This is a genomic window from Aurantimonas sp. A2-1-M11, from assembly GCF_036549475.1.
GTDB lineage: Bacteria > Pseudomonadota > Alphaproteobacteria > Rhizobiales > Rhizobiaceae > Aurantimonas.
The window spans coordinates 1-18,691 of record NZ_JAZHLI010000045.1 but is presented as its reverse complement, the minus strand read 5'-3'; the positions used below and the strand labels follow the sequence as shown (position 1 = coordinate 18,691).

At 66.5% G+C, this 18,691-nt stretch carries 12 protein-coding genes and 1 tRNA gene; 4 read left to right on the top strand and 9 right to left on the bottom strand.

What is annotated here, in order from left to right; genetic code table 11:
* Positions 1-300: 300 nt before the first annotated feature.
* A complete protein-coding gene (locus tag VQ042_RS17720) occupies positions 301-2,034 on the top strand; it encodes an extracellular solute-binding protein (RefSeq protein ID WP_331821667.1) in 1,734 nt (577 codons plus the stop codon).
* Positions 2,035-2,076: 42 nt separating this feature from the next.
* Here VQ042_RS17720 and VQ042_RS17715 read toward each other — a convergent pair whose 3' ends face one another.
* The 3 genes from VQ042_RS17715 to VQ042_RS17705 form a co-directional block, all read right to left on the bottom strand.
* Positions 2,077-2,808, bottom strand: coding sequence for a hypothetical protein (locus VQ042_RS17715; protein WP_331821645.1), 732 nt, complete (start codon positions 2,806-2,808; stop codon positions 2,077-2,079).
* Positions 2,809-2,939: 131 nt separating this feature from the next.
* The gene (gene mfd, locus VQ042_RS17710; protein WP_331821644.1) at positions 2,940-6,446 is read right to left on the bottom strand and encodes a transcription-repair coupling factor; all 3,507 of its coding nucleotides are present in this window, start codon (positions 6,444-6,446) and stop codon (positions 2,940-2,942) included.
* On the bottom strand, positions 6,443-6,739 hold the full coding sequence (locus VQ042_RS17705; RefSeq protein WP_331821643.1) for an FAD assembly factor SdhE: 297 nt from the start codon (positions 6,737-6,739) through the stop codon (positions 6,443-6,445). Before VQ042_RS17705 ends, mfd begins: the two co-directional genes overlap by 4 nt.
* A 94-nt stretch (positions 6,740-6,833) precedes the next feature.
* Here VQ042_RS17705 and recG point away from each other — a divergent pair, with 94 nt between their 5' ends.
* Complete coding sequence (gene recG, locus VQ042_RS17700) at positions 6,834-8,936, top strand: ATP-dependent DNA helicase RecG (RefSeq protein WP_331821642.1); 2,103 nt, start codon at positions 6,834-6,836, stop codon at positions 8,934-8,936.
* 24 nt (positions 8,937-8,960) lie between these two features.
* Here the strand turns inward: recG and VQ042_RS17695 are convergent, their stop codons facing one another.
* From VQ042_RS17695 to VQ042_RS17680, 4 genes are all read right to left on the bottom strand, one after another.
* Positions 8,961-9,674 (bottom strand): DUF502 domain-containing protein, encoded by a 714-nt coding sequence (locus VQ042_RS17695; protein ID WP_331821641.1) that lies wholly within the window; start codon positions 9,672-9,674, stop codon positions 8,961-8,963.
* A gap of 129 nt (positions 9,675-9,803) precedes the next feature.
* Positions 9,804-11,630 (bottom strand): glutamine--fructose-6-phosphate transaminase (isomerizing), encoded by a 1,827-nt coding sequence (gene glmS / locus VQ042_RS17690; RefSeq protein WP_331821640.1) that lies wholly within the window; start codon positions 11,628-11,630, stop codon positions 9,804-9,806.
* A gap of 130 nt (positions 11,631-11,760) precedes the next feature.
* Positions 11,761-13,125 (bottom strand): bifunctional UDP-N-acetylglucosamine diphosphorylase/glucosamine-1-phosphate N-acetyltransferase GlmU, encoded by a 1,365-nt coding sequence (glmU, locus tag VQ042_RS17685; protein WP_331821639.1) that lies wholly within the window; start codon positions 13,123-13,125, stop codon positions 11,761-11,763.
* Positions 13,126-13,301: 176 nt separating this feature from the next.
* Positions 13,302-14,042: a cytochrome c biogenesis CcdA family protein gene (locus tag VQ042_RS17680; RefSeq protein WP_331821638.1), complete on the bottom strand. Its 741-nt coding sequence runs from the start codon at positions 14,040-14,042 to the stop codon at positions 13,302-13,304.
* Positions 14,043-14,295: 253 nt separating this feature from the next.
* Between VQ042_RS17680 and VQ042_RS17675 the strand changes: the two genes are divergently transcribed.
* A tRNA-Lys gene (locus VQ042_RS17675) sits at positions 14,296-14,371 on the top strand.
* A gap of 356 nt (positions 14,372-14,727) precedes the next feature.
* On the opposite strand, the gene VQ042_RS17670 is transcribed toward VQ042_RS17675, so the two are convergent.
* Positions 14,728-15,810 (bottom strand): polyheme membrane-associated cytochrome C, encoded by a 1,083-nt coding sequence (locus VQ042_RS17670; protein WP_331821637.1) that lies wholly within the window; start codon positions 15,808-15,810, stop codon positions 14,728-14,730.
* A 117-nt stretch (positions 15,811-15,927) separates the two neighbouring features.
* Here VQ042_RS17670 and VQ042_RS17665 point away from each other — a divergent pair, with 117 nt between their 5' ends.
* Positions 15,928-17,403, top strand: coding sequence for a ferredoxin reductase family protein (locus VQ042_RS17665; RefSeq protein ID WP_331821636.1), 1,476 nt, complete (start codon positions 15,928-15,930; stop codon positions 17,401-17,403).
* 212 nt (positions 17,404-17,615) lie between these two features.
* Here VQ042_RS17665 and VQ042_RS17660 read toward each other — a convergent pair whose 3' ends face one another.
* Positions 17,616-18,494 (bottom strand): universal stress protein, encoded by an 879-nt coding sequence (locus tag VQ042_RS17660; protein WP_331821635.1) that lies wholly within the window; start codon positions 18,492-18,494, stop codon positions 17,616-17,618.
* Positions 18,495-18,691 lie beyond the last annotated feature (197 nt).

Genomic DNA, 18,691 nt, shown 5'->3' with positions numbered 1-18,691 from the left:
AGGCCTCAATTCCTTTCGGCGTGAATAGTGCGGAAACATTCGTTCCTTAACGACGCAGGACCTGTTTCGCAAATACGGCTGTTTGAAGACCTCCAGGCAAACGAAGCACCACCCCGACCGGTAGGCAAGCTCATGGTTTCCCGTTAGAATCGCGTCCGGACAGAACTCAGGAGTCGATCGAACCGAATGCGGACCATTTCTTCCGCCGGGAGCCTCAGCGCGCTTCTCGCACCGCTCTGCGTCGCCGCCGCGCTCGCCCTTGCGACGCCAGCCGCTGCCGAACCGGCCCATGCGATCGCCATGCAGGGCGACCCGGCGCTGCCGGCCGATTTCGATCATCTGCCTTATGCCAATCCGGACGCCCCGAAGGGCGGCACGATGCGCTACGGCGTGTTCGGCACCTTCGACAATCTCAACCCGGTCATCGTGCGCGGCGCGCTGACCACCGCCCGCGGCCTGTGGTTCGACAAGCAGTTCGGAAACCTCGTCTTCGAGCCTCTGATGCAGCGCTCGGCGGACGAGCCCTTCACCATGTACGGCCTGCTCGCCGAGACGGTCGAGACCGACGACGAACGCAGCTTCGTCGAGTTCCAGCTGAACCCGCAGGCGACCTTTTCCGACGGCAAGCCCGTTCGCCCCGAGGATGTCCTCTTCACCGTGGAGATGCTGCGCGAGCACGGCCGCCCGATGTATGCCAACTGGCTGCGCCCGGCGGTGACGATCGAGAAGGTCGGCGAGCACGGTGTGCGCTTCACCTTCGATCAGACGGCCGACCGCGAGACGCCGATGCTGATCTCGGGACTGCCCGTTCTGCCCGAGCACGCCTTCGACCGCGCAACCTTCGAGCAGACGACGATCGAGCCGGTCATCGGCTCGGGACCCTACGTGATCGACACGGTCGAACCCGGCCAGCGCATCGTGTACCGCAAGGATCCCGATTATTGGGGCAAGGACCTGCCTGTGAAGCAGGGCTTCGACAATTACGAGACCATCGCGATCGAGTATTTCCGCGACGCGAACGCCCAGTTCGAGGCCTTCAAGAAGGGCCTGTCCCATGTCTATATCGAGGGCGATCCGAACCATTGGCGCACCGCCTACGATTTTCCCGCGGTGACGAAGGGCGACGTGGTGCTGGAGACCTTCACCTCGGGCGCGCCCTCCAACATGCTCGGTTTCGTGTTCAATACCCGCCGGGACGTGTTCGCGGATCGCAAGGTCCGCAAGGCGCTCTCGATGCTGTTCGACTTCGAATGGGCCAACCACAACCTCTTCTACGACGCCTACGCGCGCACCGGCAGCTTCTTCCAGAATTCGGAATTGTCGAGCTATGGCCGACCCGCCTCCGACGCCGAACAGGCGTTGCTGGCCCGGTATCCCGACGCAGTCGAGCCGGAGGTGATGGACGGCAGCTATGCGCCGATGCAGACCGACGGCAGCGGCAGCGATCGCAAGGCGCTGCAGGCGGCTGTGACGGCCCTGCGCGAGGCAGGCTACAGTTTCGAGGGCCGCTCGCTGATCGGCCCCGACGGCAGGCCGCTGAGCTTCGAGATCCTGGTCCAGTCTTCGGAACAGGAGCGTATCGCGCTCGCCTACAAACGGTCCCTCGACCGGGTCGGCATCAGGGCCACCATCCGGCAGGTGGACGACGCCCAGTATCAGGCTCGCAAGAACGCCTATGACTACGACATGATCCTCGCGACCTATTCGGCGTCGCTCTCGCCCGGCGCCGAGCAGGTCTATCGCTGGGGCTCGGTGTCACGGGACCTTGCCGGCACGTTCAATTATGCCGGCGCCGCCGATCCGGCCCTCGACGACATGATCGGCGAGATCGTCGCCGCCCGCTCGCGGGAGGATTTCGTGGCCGCGGTGCGGGCCTATGACAGGGTGCTGATCTCCGGCCACTACGTGCTGCCGCTCTTCCACCTGCCCGAGCAGTGGCTGGCCCGCTGGCAGTTCATCCGGCACCCGGAGACGACGCCACTCTACGGCTACCAGTTGCCCGCCTTCTGGCGCGATCCCGCCAGCGTCGACTGACCGGGCCGAACGCCGTGGCGACGTCGCCGCGGCGTTGCTCCTTCAGCGCGGCGATTCGTCGTTCGGATCGGCGACCGTCGCGGCTCGTGCCGCTGCCGTGTCCGGATCGGCAACCGGTGTCTCGGCCGACGGCGCGTCCGCCGGAGGCGGGCCCTCGACCTCGGGTGGCTGCAATGGCGGTGCGTTCCCCGGCCGCGTCGGCCCGAAGGGTGCGACGACCTCGCTGACCGGCACGGCGAGGTTCATGGGCAGCAGCCGGCCGACCTTGCCCGACAGGCCGATCATCGTCTTCGACAGGAACCGTCCGATGCGGCCCTCGGGCTCGCAGACGAGCGTGCCCAAGCTGCCGTCGCCGGCCCGTTCACCGGTACAGGCGACCGTATCCGCCAGGCGCATGACCTCCGGTTTCAGACCGATGAATTCGAGGACGGCGCCGTTGCTGCTCGGCTGGCAACCCATCTCGAAGTCCAGCAGCACCTTGTCCGGGGTGGACGCGAAACGCGTCACCTGATGGCGGCTCTGGTCCCAGCGCAGATTCGTGTCGACCGGGACGAAGCTCGGGATCGGAAAGCCGACCAGCGCCGACACCACCCGCAGATCGAAGGTCAGCGGCGTGCAGATGCCGGCCTCGTTGAGCCGGCTCTCGATGGTGCCCAGCGCGACCGTGTCGGCATCCACCATGCCGGTGTCCGCGGTCTCCTGCGCGACGGTCGGAGAGTCCGCAACAGCACCCACCGCGAGGACGGCGGCGAACACCGAAGCGCGGATCGGCATGGGGCGGGATCGAAAAGCGGGGCGATGGCACATGCCCCGCCTTGAACGACATCCGCACGGCAAAATTGTGAGTGGCCGCAGCCGCCCGCAACAGGTCGGCCCTGCCGCGGGCCGTCCCTCGTCCGCGACGGTCAGGCCGCCTGCTTCTGCACCTCTTCGGCAAACCGCGCGAGCTGCGTCGCGATTGTCGCCGCCCCGTTCAGCCGCTTCTCCGGCGTCGGCCAGTCGCGGATGAGCACGACCGACTGGTCGGCGCGGATCTTTGCCGACGCGCCCTGCTCCGAGATGTAGCGCACCAGCGCGCCCGGATTGGGGAAGCTCTTGTCGCGGAAGGTGACCACCAGCCCCTTCGGGCCGGAATCGAGCTTCTCGATATTGGCCTTGCGGCACAGCGACTTGATGAACACGACCTTCAGAAGGTGTTCCACCTCGGTCGGCATCGGTCCGAAGCGGTCGATCATCTCGGCGCCGAAGGCGTCGATCTCGCGCGCATCGGCGAGATCGGCGATGCGCCGGTACAAACTCATCCGCAGCTGGAGGTCCGGGACGTAGTGCTCCGGTATCATCACCGAGGTGCCCAGCGCGATCTGCGGCGACCACTGGCCGTCGCCCGCGCTTTCCTCGCCCTTCATCTCGGCGACCGCCTCTTCCAGCATCTGCTGGTAGAGTTCGAAGCCGACTTCCTTGACGTGGCCGGACTGCTCGTCGCCGAGAATGTTGCCGGCACCGCGCTGGTCGAGATCGTGCGACGCGAGCTGGAAGCCGGCGCCGAGCGTGTCCAGCGACTGCAGCACCTTGAGCCGGCGGTCCGCACCCTTGGTCGGTGTCTTGTTGGCCGGGATCGTCAGCAGCGCATAGGCCCGCACCTTGGAGCGGCCGACGCGGCCGCGCAGCTGGTAGAGCTGCGACAGGCCGAACATGTCGGCGCGATGGACGATCATCGTGTTGGCCGACGGGATGTCGAGGCCCGACTCGACGATCGTCGTCGACAGGAGCACGTCGTACTGGCCCTCGTAGAAGGCGTTCATGATGTCGTCGAGCTCGGTCGCCGCCATCTGGCCGTGCGCCACGGCCACCTTCAGCTCCGGCACCTCGGCGTCGAGAAACGCCTTCACGTCCGCAAGATCGGCGACGCGGGGACAGACATAAAAGCTCTGGCCGCCGCGATAGCGTTCACGCAGCAGCGTCTCGCGCACCACCAGCGGGTCGAAGGGCGAGACGAAGGTGCGGACCGCCATGCGGTCGACCGGGGCCGTGGTGATCAGCGACAATTCGCGCACGCCGGTCAGTGCCAGTTGCAAGGTGCGCGGGATCGGCGTCGCCGACAGCGTTAGCACGTGCACGTCCGACTTCAGTTCCTTGAGCCGCTCCTTGTGCTTGACGCCGAAATGCTGCTCCTCGTCGATGATCAGAAGGCCGAGATTCTTGAAGTCGACCGCCTTGCCGAGCAGCGCATGGGTGCCGACCACGATATCGACGGTGCCGTCGGCAATCCCCTTCTTGGTCTGGGAGAGTTCCTTCGACGCGACGAGGCGCGAGGCCTGCGCCACGTTCAGCGGCAGGCCGCGGAACCGCTCGGAGAAGGTCTTGTAGTGCTGGCGCGCCAGCAGCGTCGTCGGCACTACCACCGCCACCTGGATCCCGTTCATGGCGCCGATGAAGGCCGATCGCAGGGCCACTTCGGTCTTGCCGAACCCCACGTCGCCGCAGATCAGCCGGTCCATCGGTCGTCCGGCGGCCAGATCGTCCGCCACGGCGTCGATGGCGTTGAGCTGGTCCTCGGTCTCCTCGTAGGGGAAGCGGGCGGCGAACTCGTCCCACAGCCCTTCCGGCGGCAGCAGCCGCGGCGCGCCGCGCATCTGGCGGGCGGCGGCGATCCTGATGAGGCCGGCGGCCATGTCGAGGAGCTGCTTCTTCAGCTTGGCCTTGCGGGCCTGCCAGGCGCCGCCGCCGAGCTTGTCGAGCATCGCCTCGGAGCCCTCGCCGCCATAGCGCGACAGAAGCTCGATATTCTCGACCGGCAGGAACAGGCGGTCGTCGCCCTGGTAACGCAGCTCCAGGCAGTCGTGCGGCGCACCGGCGGCCTGGATCGTCTTCAGGCCGACGAAGCGGCCGATGCCGTGATCGACGTGGACGACGATATCGCCCTCGTCGAGGCCTGAGGCTTCGGCGATGAAGTTGGCCGCGCGCTTCTTGCGGCCGCGACGGACCAGCCGATCGCCGAGAATGTCCTGTTCGCCGACGACGGCGAGATCGGCCGTCTCGAAGCCGGCCTCGATGCCCAGCACCGCCGTCATGACGAGGTTCTTCGGCGCCTCATTGACCTTCTTCAGGCTGTCGGCGGCCTTGATGTTCTCCAGGCCGTGCTCTTCGACGACCTGGGTCAGGCGTTCGCGCGAGCCTTCGCTCCAGGCCGCGAGCACGACCCGCTTGCCCCTGGCGCGCAGTCGGCCGATGTGGTCGACGGCTGCCTGGAAGACGTTGACGTCGCCGCTGGCGCGCTCGGCCGCGAAGCTGCGACCGCGGGTGATGTCGAGATTGAACACCGTGTGATTGGCGGCATCGCTGGCCGCGTAGGCCGACAGGCGGATCGGATCGGCGCTGGCGATGCCACCTGCCAGTTCGTCCTGCGACAGGTAGAGTTCGTCCGGCTCGACCGGATTGTAGGGCACCGACTCGGCGCTGCTTTCGCCGGCGCCGCGCTTGCGCGCGTCGTAATGGTCTTCGATCGTCGTGCGCCGCTCGGCCACCGATTCCAGCGTCAGATGGTCGAGGATCATCGGGAAGCCGGCGCAATAATCGAACAGCGTGTCGAGCTTCTCGTAGAACAGCGGCAACCAGTGCTCCATACCGGAGAAGCGCTTGCCCTCGCTGATCGAGGCATAGAGCGCGTCCGAGCGGTCGGCGGCGCCGAACCGCTTGACGTAATTGCCGCGGAAGCGGCTGATCGTCTCCTCGTGCAGCGTGACCTCGGAGACCGGCGCCAGTTCGAAGCTCTTCAGCTGCCGGATGGTGCGCTGGCTGGCCGGATCGAAGGCCCGGATCGACTCCAGCGTGTCGCCGAAGAAATCCAGCCGAACCGGTTCCTCCTCGCCGGGCGCGAACAGGTCGAGAATGCCGCCGCGCACGGCGAACTCGCCGCGCTCGCGCACCGTCGATACCCGCTCGAATCCGCCGCGCTGCAGGGCCCGGACGATGTCCTCCATGGCAATGCGATTGCCCGCTTTGGCGGAGATCATCTCCTGGGCAAGGACGTCGGCCGGCGGCATCTTCTGCAAAAGCGCGTTCGCCGTGGTCAGGATCAGCGCCCGATGCGGCTCCTGCCGCAGCGCGTTGATCGCCGTCATCGCCGACAGGCGGCGGGCCGCCGCATCGCCCGACGGGCCGACGCGGTCGTAGGGCAGGCAGTCCCAGGCCGGCATGGTCAGTACCGGCAGGTCCGGCGCGACGAAGCGCAGAGCGTCCTCCAGCGCCGCGACACGATTGCCGTCGCGCATGACGAAGACCACCGGCTTCTTGCCGCCACGCAGTCGCGCGATGTCGGCCAGCAGGAAGGCCTCGTAGCCGTCGATGACGTTGCCGATCTCCAGCCCGCCATCTTTCTCGATCGCCTTCTTCAGCGACGCCGGCAGGCTCATGACTGGGTTTCCCAGCCGGTCCCGTAGAAGTCGCGGATCCGGCGGAAGACGGGCGTGTCGTGATTCGGCGGTGTCGGAACCTCGCCGGTGAGCCACTGGAACAGGTCGCGGTCGGGCGCTTCCATCAGTTGCTCGTATTCGCCGAGTTCGTCGTCGGTGAGCTTGTCGATCTCGACGTCGGCGAACCGGCCGAGCACCAGGTCCATCTCGCGGATGCCCCTGTGCCACGAGCGGAACAACGCCTTGCGGCGGCGGACATCGAGATCGCTCGAGGAGCGCTGCATACCAGTCATGGCAAACCCGTCATGTGAATTCGGCCTCTATATAGGGAGCGTTCCGGCGTGTCAGCCTTGCCTTCGGCTTCCATGCGTCTAAACCTCGCCGCCGATGCGCCCCTCGATCCTCGATCCGCTGTTTGCCCCCGTCACCACGCTCGAAGGCGTGGGACCGAAAGTCGCGGCCCAGTTGCAGACCCTGCTGGTCGGCAATGGCGCCGACGTGCGGGTGCGCGATCTTCTGTTCCATCTGCCGAGCGGGCTGATCGACCGGCGCAAGCGCGCAGAGATCGCCACGGCGCCGGAAGGTTCGATCGTCACCCTCACCGTGCGGATCGACCGCCATCAGGCACCGGGTCGGGGCCAGTCTTCGGTGCCGTACCGCGTCTTCGGTCAGGACGAGACCGGGGAGATCGCCCTCACCTATTTCCGCGGCCAGTCGGGCTGGCTGGAGAAGCTGCTGCCGGTCGGCGAAACGATGATCGTCTCGGGCCGGGTCGAATGGTTCAACGGCCGTCCGTCCATGGTCCATCCGGACTTCGTCGCCACCCTGGACGAGGCGGAGACCATGTCGCTCGTCGAGCCGGTCTATCCGATGACCGCCGGGCTCTCGCCGAAAATCCTGCGCAAGGCGATCGCCCAGACGCTGGACCGGCTGCCGCAGCTGGCCGAATGGATCGATCCGAAGGTGGTCGCGCGCGAAGCCTTTCCGGATCTCGGCAGTGCACTCCGCCGCCTGCACGACCCGCAGGACGAGACCGACATTGCCCAGGCGGGCCCCGCCTGGTCGCGCCTGGCCTATGACGAATATCTCGCCAGCCAGCTCGCGCTCGCCTTGTCGCGGCAACGCATGAAGAAGTTCCGCGGCCGCCCGCTGCTGGCCACGGGCCGGGCGGGGCAGCGGCTGCGCGATGCCCTGCCATTTACCCTCACCGAGGGCCAGGAAGCGGCGATCGCCGAGATCCATGCGGACATGGCGGCGCCGGACCGCATGCTGCGCCTGCTGCAGGGCGATGTCGGGTCCGGCAAGACCGTCGTCGCGCTCATGGCGATGTCCGCCGCGGCGGAAGCCGGCGCCCAGTCGGCCCTTCTCGCCCCTACCGAAATCCTCGCCCGCCAGCACCATGACGGCCTGTCCAGGCTCTGCGAACCGGCCGGATTGTCGATCGTGCTGCTCACCGGCCGCGACACCGGGCGCACCCGCGCCGCCAAGCTCGCAGCCATTGCCGCCGGCGAGTTCCAGATCGTCGTGGGCACCCATGCGCTGTTCCAGGAGGGCGTCGAATATGCCGATCTCGGCCTCGTCGCCGTCGACGAGCAGCATCGGTTCGGCGTCCATCAACGCCTCAGCCTCACCGCCAAGGGGCGCGGCGCCGACCTTCTGGTGATGACCGCGACGCCGATCCCGCGCACCCTCGTCCTCGCCGCCTTCGGCGACATGGACGTGTCCCGGCTGAGCGGCAAGCCGGCGGGACGCAAGCCGATCACCACCGTCGCAGTGCCGATGGAGCGGCTGTCCGACATCGTCGAACGCGCCGGCAACGCCATGGCCGCCGGCGAGCGGCTCTACTGGGTCTGTCCCCTGGTCGAGGAATCGGAAAAGAGCGACCTGATGGCGGCCGAAGAACGCTTCCGCCAGCTGCAGGCGCATTTCGGCGACCGGATCGGTCTCGTCCATGGCCGGATGAGCGGCGAGGAAAAGGACGCCGCCATGGCCGACTTCAAGGCCGGGCGCACGCAGCTCGTCGTCGCCACGACAGTCATCGAGGTCGGGGTCGACGTGCCCGACGCCTCGATCATCGTGATCGAGCATGCCGAGCGCTTCGGCCTGTCGCAGCTGCACCAGTTGCGCGGGCGCGTCGGTCGCGGCTCGAAGGCGTCGTCCTGCGTGCTGCTCTACCGCGCGCCGCTGGGCGAGACCGCCAGCGCCCGCATCAAGGTCATGCGCGAGACCGAGGACGGCTTCCGCATCGCCGAGGAGGATCTGAAGCTGCGCGGCGAAGGCGATCTGCTCGGTACCCAGCAATCGGGCATGCCGTATTTCCGCATCGCCTCGATGGAGCATCATGCGCGGCTGATGGAGGTCGCCCGCGACGACGCGCGGATGATCCTCACCCGGGACCCGGAGCTCACCTCGCCGCGCGGCGAGGCTCTGCGGGCGCTGCTCTACCTGTTCGGCAAGGACGAGGCGATCCGGCTGCTGCGTTCCGGCTGACGCCGGCGCAGAAATTTCTACGTGTCAGTCAACCGGTTCGGCACGCCGCTCGGCCGGCACAGGCGGCTGGGCATGCACCAGTCGTGAGGCTTCGGCCACCGTCATCGGCTTGCCGCGCACCGTGCCACCTTCCTCCGGCGAGACCAGGCCCGCCGACACGACCAGCTTGAGTGCCGCCTCTATGCTCATGTCGAGGATCCGCACATCGGCCCGCGGCACGTAAAGCAGGAAACCCGAGGTCGGGTTGGGCGTCGGCGGCAGGAAGATCGCCAGCATCTCCCCGCCCTGGTCCGACAGGACGGTCTTGATCTCGCCGCTGGCCGTGGTCGCCACGAAGACGATCGCCCACATGCCCTTGCGCGGATATTCGACCAGCCCGGCCGTCTTGAACGACGAGGAACGGTCCGCCAGCACCGTTTCGAAGATCTGCTTCAGCGCCGTGTAGACCGTGCGCACCAGCGGCGTCCGCCCGAGCAGATTCTCGCTCCAGCTGACCAAGGTGCGGCCGATGATGTTGGCGGTCAGGAAGCCGATCGCGGTGATCAGGAACAGCGCCACCAGCAGGCCGAAGCCCGGAATGGCGAAGGGCAGATAGGCGTCCGGCGTGTATTGCGTCGGGATGTAGGGCTTCACCCAGCCATCGACCCAGCCCATGAAGGACCAGGTGATCCAGGCGGTGATCGCAAGCGGGGCGCAGACGATGAAGCCGGTGAAGAAATAGGTTCGTAGCCGCGTCATGGCCGTCGTCTTTCCAGCGCCGCTGCGGCGCACCATCAAGGGCGTGCCGCGTCCCCGTTCACCAGACTCACTTGCCCCCATGGCGAATGCAAGGCAACTTTTTTCGCAGGTGCGAAAGGCGCGTGCCCGTCACTCGACCGTGACGGACTTGGCTAGGTTGCGGGGCTGATCGACATCCGTGCCCATCTGGATCGCCGTGTGATAGGCGAGCATCTGCAGCGGGATGGCGTAGATGATCGGCGTCAGGATCTCCGGCATGTCCGGAAGGACGATCATCTCGGCGCGATCCACGGCGCCGCTGCCGGCGCCCGTGACGTCGGTGATCAGGATGATCTCGCCACCGCGTGCCGCGACCTCCTGCACGTTCGAGATGGTCTTCTCGAAGCTGCGGTCGTGGGGCGCAACCACCACGACGGGCATGGTCTCGTCGATCAGCGCGATGGGCCCGTGCTTCAGCTCGCCCGCAGCATAGCCCTCCGCATGAATGTAGCTGATTTCCTTGAGCTTCAGGGCGCCTTCCATGGCCAGCGGATAGGAGAATCCCCGCCCCAGGAAGAGCGCGTGCGACTTGGTCGCCATGTCGCGGGCCAGCCGCTCGATGGTCTCTTCCAGGCGGATCGCCTCGTTGGCGAGCCGGGGCGCCTCGGTCAGCATACGGGTCAGTTCCAGTTCGCGCTCGGGCGTGATCACGCCGCGGTCGACACCGGCCTTGATGGCCAGCGCCGCCAGCGCCATGAGCTGGCAGGTGAAAGCCTTGGTCGAGGCGACGCCGATCTCCGGTCCCGCCAGCGTCGGCAGAACCACGTCGGATTCGCGCGCGATGGTCGATTCCTGGACATTGACGATGGCCGCGATCTTCAGCCCTTCCGACTTGGCGTAGCGCAGCGAGGCCAGGGTGTCGGCGGTCTCGCCGGACTGCGACACGAACAGCGCCAGGTCGACGTCGCCCAGCGGGCTTTCCCGGTAGCGAAATTCCGAGGCCACATCGAGGTCGCAGGGGATGCGGGCGAAGCGCTCGAAATAATAGCGGCCCACCAGCGCCGCGTAGAAGCCGGTACCGCACGCCGACAGGGCAATCCGGCGGACCTTCGAGAAGTCGAGGTCCTGGCCGTGGGGGATCCGCGTGCGGCCGGTGGACATGTCCACGAAGGCGCCGAGGGTGTGCGACAGCACCTCCGGCTGCTCGTAGATCTCCTTCTGCATGAAATGCCGGTGGTTGCCCTTGTCGACATAGAAGGCCTTGCCGACGGTGCGGCGGATCGGCCGGACCACCGGGCGAGCGTGCTCGTCGAAGATCTGGACGCCCTCATGGGTCAGGACGGCGAAATCTCCCTCCTCCAGGTAACGGATGTCGTCGGTGAAGGGCGACAGGGCGATGGCGTCCGAGCCCAGATACATCTCGCCCTTGCCCTCGCCGATCGCCAGCGGGCTGCCGCGCCGGGCACAGATCAGCAGGTCTTCCTCGCCGTCGAACAGGAAGCCCAGGGAGAATGCGCCTTCCAGCCGCTGCAGAACGGTGTGGACGGCGTCCTTGGGTGACTGGCCGCCCTCGAGTTCGCGCGTCACCAGATGCGCCACCGTCTCCGTATCGGTCTGGCTTTCGAAGACGATGCCCGAGGCCTCGAGCTCGGCGCGCAACTCGCGATAGTTCTCGATGATGCCGTTATGGACGACTGCGAGCCGCGCAGTGGCATGCGGGTGGGCGTTGGCCTCGGTCGCCGCCCCATGGGTGGCCCAGCGGGTGTGGCCGATGCCGATCGTGCCCTTCAGCGGCTGCGTTTTCAGCCGTTCGGCGAGGTTGACCAGCTTGCCCTCGGCGCGCAGGCGGGTCAGCTTGCCGTCTTCGAGCGTGGCGATGCCGGCGGAATCATAGCCGCGGTATTCGAGACGCTTGAGGGCGTCGACGAGACGATCGGCCACCTGTTCGTGGCTGATGATGCCGATGATTCCGCACATGGATGGGTCCCCGGATAGGCTGGATGAGGCAGAGGGCGACGATGCCCGGGCGGGCGGCCGGCGGCTGGCAAGCTAGACGAAGCGCCGGTCCGCCGGGAGTCACGATTGGTGTCGCGAGATTACGCGGTCTTCAGTCCTTCGTTGCGGATCTGGCCGCCTTGGCGGCCTTGTTGCGTTCGATGATCTCGCGTCCGCGGCCAGGCTTGGTGACCTGCCGCTCGCGGGCGATGGCCAGGGCCCCGTCCGGCACGTCGTCGGTGACGACGCTGCCGGTGCCGACATAGGCCCCTTCGCCGACGCGCACCGGCGCGACGAGCGCCGAGTTCGAGCCGATGAACGAGCCTGCCCCGATCTCCGTCCGGTGCTTCAGCGCGCCGTCGTAGTTGCAGGTGATGGTACCGGCGCCGATATTGGCCGCGGCCCCGACGCTTGTATCGCCGACATAGCTGAGGTGGTTGACCTTGGCGCCCGCACCGATCTCCGAGTTCTTGACCTCGCAGAAATTGCCGACCTTAGCGCCCTGCGCCAGTTCCGTACCCGGCCGCAGCCGCGCGAACGGACCGACCGACGCGCCGGGACCGACGTCACAGCCTTCCATATGGCTGAAGGCGTGGATGGTCGCCCCTGACGCGACGCGGACGCCGGGGCCGAACACCACCTGCGGCTCGACGAAGACGTCGGCCTCCAGCACGGTGTCGTGGCTGAGGAAGACGCTCGACGGATCCTGTAGTGTCACGCCCGCCAGCATCACCTGCCGCCGCCGCGCGGCCTGCCACAGGGCCTCGACTGCCGCGAGTTCCTCACGGGTGTTGACCCCCAGCACCTCGTTCGCGTCCGCCTCGATGGCGCGGACGCTGCGCCCCGCCGCGCGGGCGACCGCGACGAGGTCGGTGAGGTAGTATTCGCCCTTGGCATTGTCGTTGCCGATCCTGTCCAGCATGGCCAGGGCATCGTCGCCGCGAAATGCCATGACGCCGGCATTGCAGAAACCGACGCGACGTTCGTCTGCGTCGGCGTCCTTTTCCTCGCGGATGGCGAGGAGCTCACCGCCGGCCTCGATCAACCGGCCGTAACCGGTGGGATCGGCGGGTCGAAAGCCGACCACGCAGACATCGGCACCCTCGGCCAATGTCGCGCGAGCCCGCGCCAGCGTGCCGACCCCGATCAGCGGTGTGTCGCCGAAGAGCACGAGGACGTCGTCGAAGCCTTCGGCCATCGCGGCGCGGGCGGCCAGCACGGCATGTCCCGTGCCCAGCCGCTCGGTCTGCTCGAAGGCCGCGACCGTCCCGATCTCGCGCCGTGCCGCCTCCGCGACGCTCGTCCCGTCACGTCCGACGACCAGTGCGATTGCGTCGGAGCCGGCCTCGCGCGCCGCGCGGACGACGTGGCGGATCATCGCCAGTCCGGCCACCTCGTGCAGGACCTTGGATTTCGACGATCGCATCCGCGTGCCTTCGCCAGCGGCCAGGATGATCGACAGGCACCGTCTTGCCATCTCGCACTCACGTCCTTCGCTTGAATCTCGCGACACGCCTTAGCACGGGTCATGCGCGAGTTCAGGAGGCAACTTCGCGGCAAAGTAAAGCGCGGAAGAGACCCGGCCTGTTCGCCAGGGCCTCCGACAGGGCGCCGGACACCCCCTTGCGGGTCAACGCCAAGGCATCGTGTGGTCTAGCCGATGGTTTGAAGTGCCGGGAAGGTCTCCAGCAGCCAGAACGACATGGTCTGCATGCCGCCAGTCAGGAAGAGGAGTCCGGTGACCACCAGAAGGCCGCCCATGGCCTTCTCCACCGCCGCGAGATGCGCCTTGAAGCCGTGCATCCAGCGGAAGAAGGCGCCGGAAAAGGCGGCCGCGAGAATGAAGGGGATGCCGAGCCCGGCCGAATAGAAGCCCAGCATCAGGGCGCCCTCGCCCACCGTGCTCTTCGATCCGGCCAGGCCGAGAATCGCGCCGAGCACCGGGCCGATGCAAGGGGTCCAGCCGAAGGCGAAGGCGAGCCCCATCAGATAGGCGCCCAGTACGCTGCGCGGCTTGTCAGGCGCGGTGATCCGCGCCTCGCGCGACAGGAAGGACAGTCGGAAGACACCGAGGAAGTTCAGGCCCATGATGATGATCGCCACGCCGGCGACCATGCCGAGCCAGTCCAAGTTCTGGCGCAGCAACTGGCCGATCGTGCTGGCGCCGGCCCCGAGCATGATGAAGACCGTCGAGAAGCCGAGGACGAAGGTCACCGAGGTGGCCATCAGCCGCCCGTAGCGGGTCGCGCCCATCTGCGGCCCGGCCCGAAGCTCGTCGGCCGAGACACCCGCCATGTAGCACAGATAAGGCGGCACGAGGGGCAGGACGCAGGGCGACAAGAAGGACAGCGCACCGGCAAAGACGGCCGTCGGATAGGAGAGTTCGGCGAGCAAGGGACCTGCCTTCGTTGCTGGATGCGGTCGGCGACTTCGCCAGCGCGCGCCGTTCGCTCGGTGCGGAGCCTGCGTCGTCGCCACGATCACTGCCCGCGCCTCGGGTCGGGAACGCCGCCGCTTTCTATTCCCCTGGCCGGCCTGCGGCAAATCGCAAAACCGTCAGGCCCGAACCAGAAAGACGGTTGACCGTGAGGGGGCGCCTTTCTATGGTCCGCGCGCTGCTCCCGGGACGTTCTCGCCCCGGGGGTCGGAGCGCGTAGCTCAGTTGGTAGAGCAACGGACTTTTAATCTGTAGGTCCAGGGTTCGAGTCCCTGCGCGCTCACCAAGCAAATCAATCACTTCAGGTCGATCTGGCGTCACTCCGTGTTGCGTCGTGTTGCAACGGAATTCCCTTGCACGATACACATCAGCATCTTCCTCCGGAGAAGTGATAGACGAGCGATAGAAGTCATCGTGTTCGCACTTGCCTTGGGCACTCTGGCCGAGATCGGCTTGGCTGTTCGAAGGGCCACGGCCAAGGAGTTGTGACCGCCGCCACCGGACGCTGACAGCTTCTGCTACGATGCGGTCGTATCCCGGGTCTGCCGTTCTAATTCATGCGCCCTGAAGTGGTGGACTAGGCTCCTGCGGTCGCCGTTCCTTCGGCAACCATCCGCGCATCATCACTGAGAGCCCGCATCATCACCGCCGGACCGCAGGTACATCGACATCAACCTGCACCGAGATACTGGCAAGACTGTCGTGCAACAACTGCAGCACGTAACCAGGATTGTGGATATACGCGCCTGGGTCCTTGCTTGTGAATTGGTAGTTGTAGGCCGCTTTGAGGAGGCGCGGCGTCCAGCTCTTGTAGCTATTTGGGAAGGTGGCCTCATCGGGATCGATCTGGCCGTCGCCGTCGGTATCCGTAAAGAAGTAGGGAAAGGCATCGGCCGTATAGCCGATGGGTGTCCCGACGGTCTCGGTCGCGTAACGCCGAATCGCTTCGCCAAGCCGGTTTTTGAGTGTCTCGATCTCACCGTCGATGCCCTCGGCGATGTCGCCATCGCCGTCGTAGTCGCCGTGCCGGGTGCGGATTGCCGTGATCTCGTCGACGCCGCGGTGACAGGACAGGCATGTCCCCGTAGCGACATTCGTACTGTGCGGCTCGTGGCAGGACGTGCAGGTGGCCGCGCTTGGCACATGGTCAAAGCGCCCGACGTAGTCGCGGCCTGCATACTGGTAGCCGCCGCGAACGTCCCCACCGTGCATAGTTGCGGCCGCGATGCCGTAGTGAACGTTGATGAAGCCCAGTTCGGGATCGACGGCGTCCTCGTCGAGGCCTTCCCCTCGCGCATCGACGGTGTCGGTGGATGCGCGGCCCTGATGGCAGACGGTGCAAACCGCGGATGCACCAAGTCCGGCAACACTCGCTCCGGAGGGGAACGCCACCTCGTCAAGCTCCTGCGCAGCAAAGGTGTGGCAGGAAGCGCAACCGATCGGCGAGTTGACCGCCGCCGGCGCCTCGACGACCGCCGCCGCGCTGCCGTCGGCGCCCAGGAAGTCCACGAAGCCTGGCTCGGAATGGCAAGCGGCGCAGTTTTTCGGCACTTCGCCGTCCGCGTTCCAATGCGTGAAAGACGGCGAATGGTAGTCGCCATGCGGCGCGGCCAGCCATGCCTCGACGATTGCCGGGAGCTCCGTGCGTTCGTTCTGCGCCGCCGCGGCGGAAGCCACGACGAGACCTGCGACAAGTGCGATCCGGTGGATGTTCATTCCAAGCATGGGCCGGTCTCCCTGTCCTGCGGTCCTACTAGCCATCCCGGGCGCCCGAGGTTCCCGCGGGGTCCGGGCATGGTCTATGCTTGACCATAAGCGACGTAACCGGATCGCGGAAAGACGATGACGAGCACCGATGACCGCGGCGCGTACAAAGCTGCCGCCCGCCATGCGACGCGCCTGCCGGGGCCGGCGCTTGCCGCGTTCTATACCGGCGTGTGCCTGATGCCGCTCGCGCTCGCGATCTTTGCCCAGCCAGCGCCAGGCGACCGTTGGGAACGCGCGGCCGCGGGGCTCGGAATGGTGGCGGTGCTTGCGATGGCCGTGCAGTTCGTGACCTCGGGTCGCTTCGACGCGGTCTCACGCCATCTCGGTATCGACAAGATCATGGCCTTCCACAAGATCGCGGCGTGGTGGGTGCTGGTCGCAGTGGTCCTGCATCCGCTGTTCTACGTCCTGCCGACCTGGATCGAGGCACCGGCGCTGGGACGCGAGCGCCTCGAGTTCTATCTGATCTCGCCCCATTATCGCAGCGGCGTCGTCTCGTGGGTCGCGTTCGTGCTGCTGATGGGCACATCACTGCTGCGCGAGCGTCTGCCGTGGCGCTACGAGGTCTGGAGAGCCACGCACCTACCGCTCGGCGTCGTGGCGGTGGCGGGTGGCCTGCACCACGCGCTGGCCGCAGGACGCTTCAGTGGAGCTGCGCCGCTGCCGCCGCTCTGGCTGGCAACCGGGACCGCGGTCGCGGCGGTGGTCTTTGTCCTCTACGGCTGGCGCTGGCTGCAGCTGCATCTGCGTCCCTGGAGGCTTGCCGCCGTGTCGCGCGTGGCCGACCGGATGTGTCAGTTGCAGGTCGAGCCGGCTCCGGGGACGCCCCCGATGGCCTACCGTGCGGGCCAGTTCGTCTGGATGACCGTTGGACGGCGCCGATTTCCTCTCTTCGACCATCCCTTCTCGCTCTCCGACAGCCCCCGCGATCCGGGGATGAAGCTGATCATCAAGGAGGCGGGAGATTTTACGAGCAAGGTGGGCACACTCGCGCCCGGGACGCCGATCGGCCTCGACGGGCCCTACGGCGAGTTCGTCCTCGAAGCGACCGACGCCGACGCCGTGGTCCTGATCGCGGGTGGGGTCGGCATTGCCCCGATCATGGGTCTTCTGCGAGATATGGTGGCAAGAGGCGAACGGCGTCCAATCCGACTGGCTTACGCCGCCGGCGCGCCCGCGAACTTCGCCTTCCTCGACGAGATCAGCGCGGCACGTGAGCATCTTGATCTCCATGTGCTCCTGCTTTCGGAGACGTCCACGACCGGCTGGCGGGGTGAAATCGGCATGCTCGACGCGCCCCGCCTGCGCACCTTGCTCGACGGACTCGATCCCGCCCGCTCGGTGGCAATGATGTGCGGTCCGGGAGGAATGGTCTCGGCGGTCTCGGACGCACTGCTCGGCCTTGGGTTTCCGATGGACGGCGTCATCTACGAGCGTTTCGACTACGCGGGCGGCGCCTCCCGCCAAGACAGACGTCGCACGAGACACTTCGCGACCATTGGCGGCGGACTCGCGGCGGGAGTGGCAGCATTCGCGTTCGCCTCAGGCTGAGCCGTCACGCTCGCGTGCTCGAAGGCGGTTACACTGTAGAACGACCAACGCTCTTGCCGGGGATGCGATGAGAGTTGTCTGAACTTGCCACCCTCTGGCTGTCGCGCTGTCCAGCGTTCTGCGACAGGCTTCGACCCTGGAGGCTTCAGATCGGGCTGCCATCAGTGCGTTGCTTCGTTTCCGGTGTACCTCTTGTACGGTTCCGTTCGCAGTCAGTGGGCCATGAGGACCGGAACGCGCGACTTGCGCAGAAGCGTGCGGGTAACACCGCCGAGCAACAGTTGGCGAAGCCTTGAGTGCCCATAGGCACCGACGACCACAAGGTCGGATTCGACGACGTCGGCCTCATGCAAGAGGCCCTCGGCCACGTCCTGCCACGCCGGAATTTCTCTGGTTTCGACAAGAACGCCGTGACGGGCGAGATGGCGGGCCATGTCCGCCATAGGCTCGCGTCCCTGCTCCTCAGATCCTTCCTCCGCGACACTCACCAGAAAGACCTGGGAGGCCCGCTTCAGGAGAGGCAGCGCCGCAGCCACGGCGTGCGAGCATTCGGGGGTATCGCGCCAGCCGACGAGGATCGATTCCGGAGCTCTCACCGGACGGGCTGGTTCGGCTGGTATGAGGATCGCCGCCGAGCCGGCAGTGAAGAGGATCGTCTCGAGTAGTTCGTCTTCACCAAAATTATGAGCATCCGGCTGGGAGACGGCAAAAAGATCGGTGGTTCCGGCAAGCTGCACGACCGCTTGCGTGAGTTCTTGCAGGGACCCGTCGGCCCGACGCAATTCTGTCGCCACGGCCAATCTGCCGAGTTCTTCGCGTAGCGATCGTTCCGTCGCATCCCCCGATGCGCGCCCGTGTCGCGCGATTTCCGCCGCGAGGGAGGCCACCCCTGCCTCTGCGGACCTCGGGGGCATGACGATATGATTCGCGAAAAGAATGCCCAGATGAGCGTGGAAGCCTTCCGCGACCCTCTCGGCATAGGCGATCGTCGCAGCGTCCCTTTCCGTACCGAAGACAAGAACCGCGAGGTCGGCCAGACGAGCTTCGCCGGGCGGGCTTCCGGCCTCTTTTGTTCCTGACGTCGCGTTCATGATGCTCTCCTGCCAGCGAAGTTCCCAGATGCAGGATGAACCGCCCACGATCGCGCACCTTGATCGATATCAATCCGCCGGAGGCAGGGGAATCGCATTTGGAAATTTTTGTAGTCTGATTGTTCACTTGCGTTTGCGTTTGCGGTTGCGATGGATTCTTCGCTTGGCCGGCGGATTTTCGCCGTTGGGAGGATGCC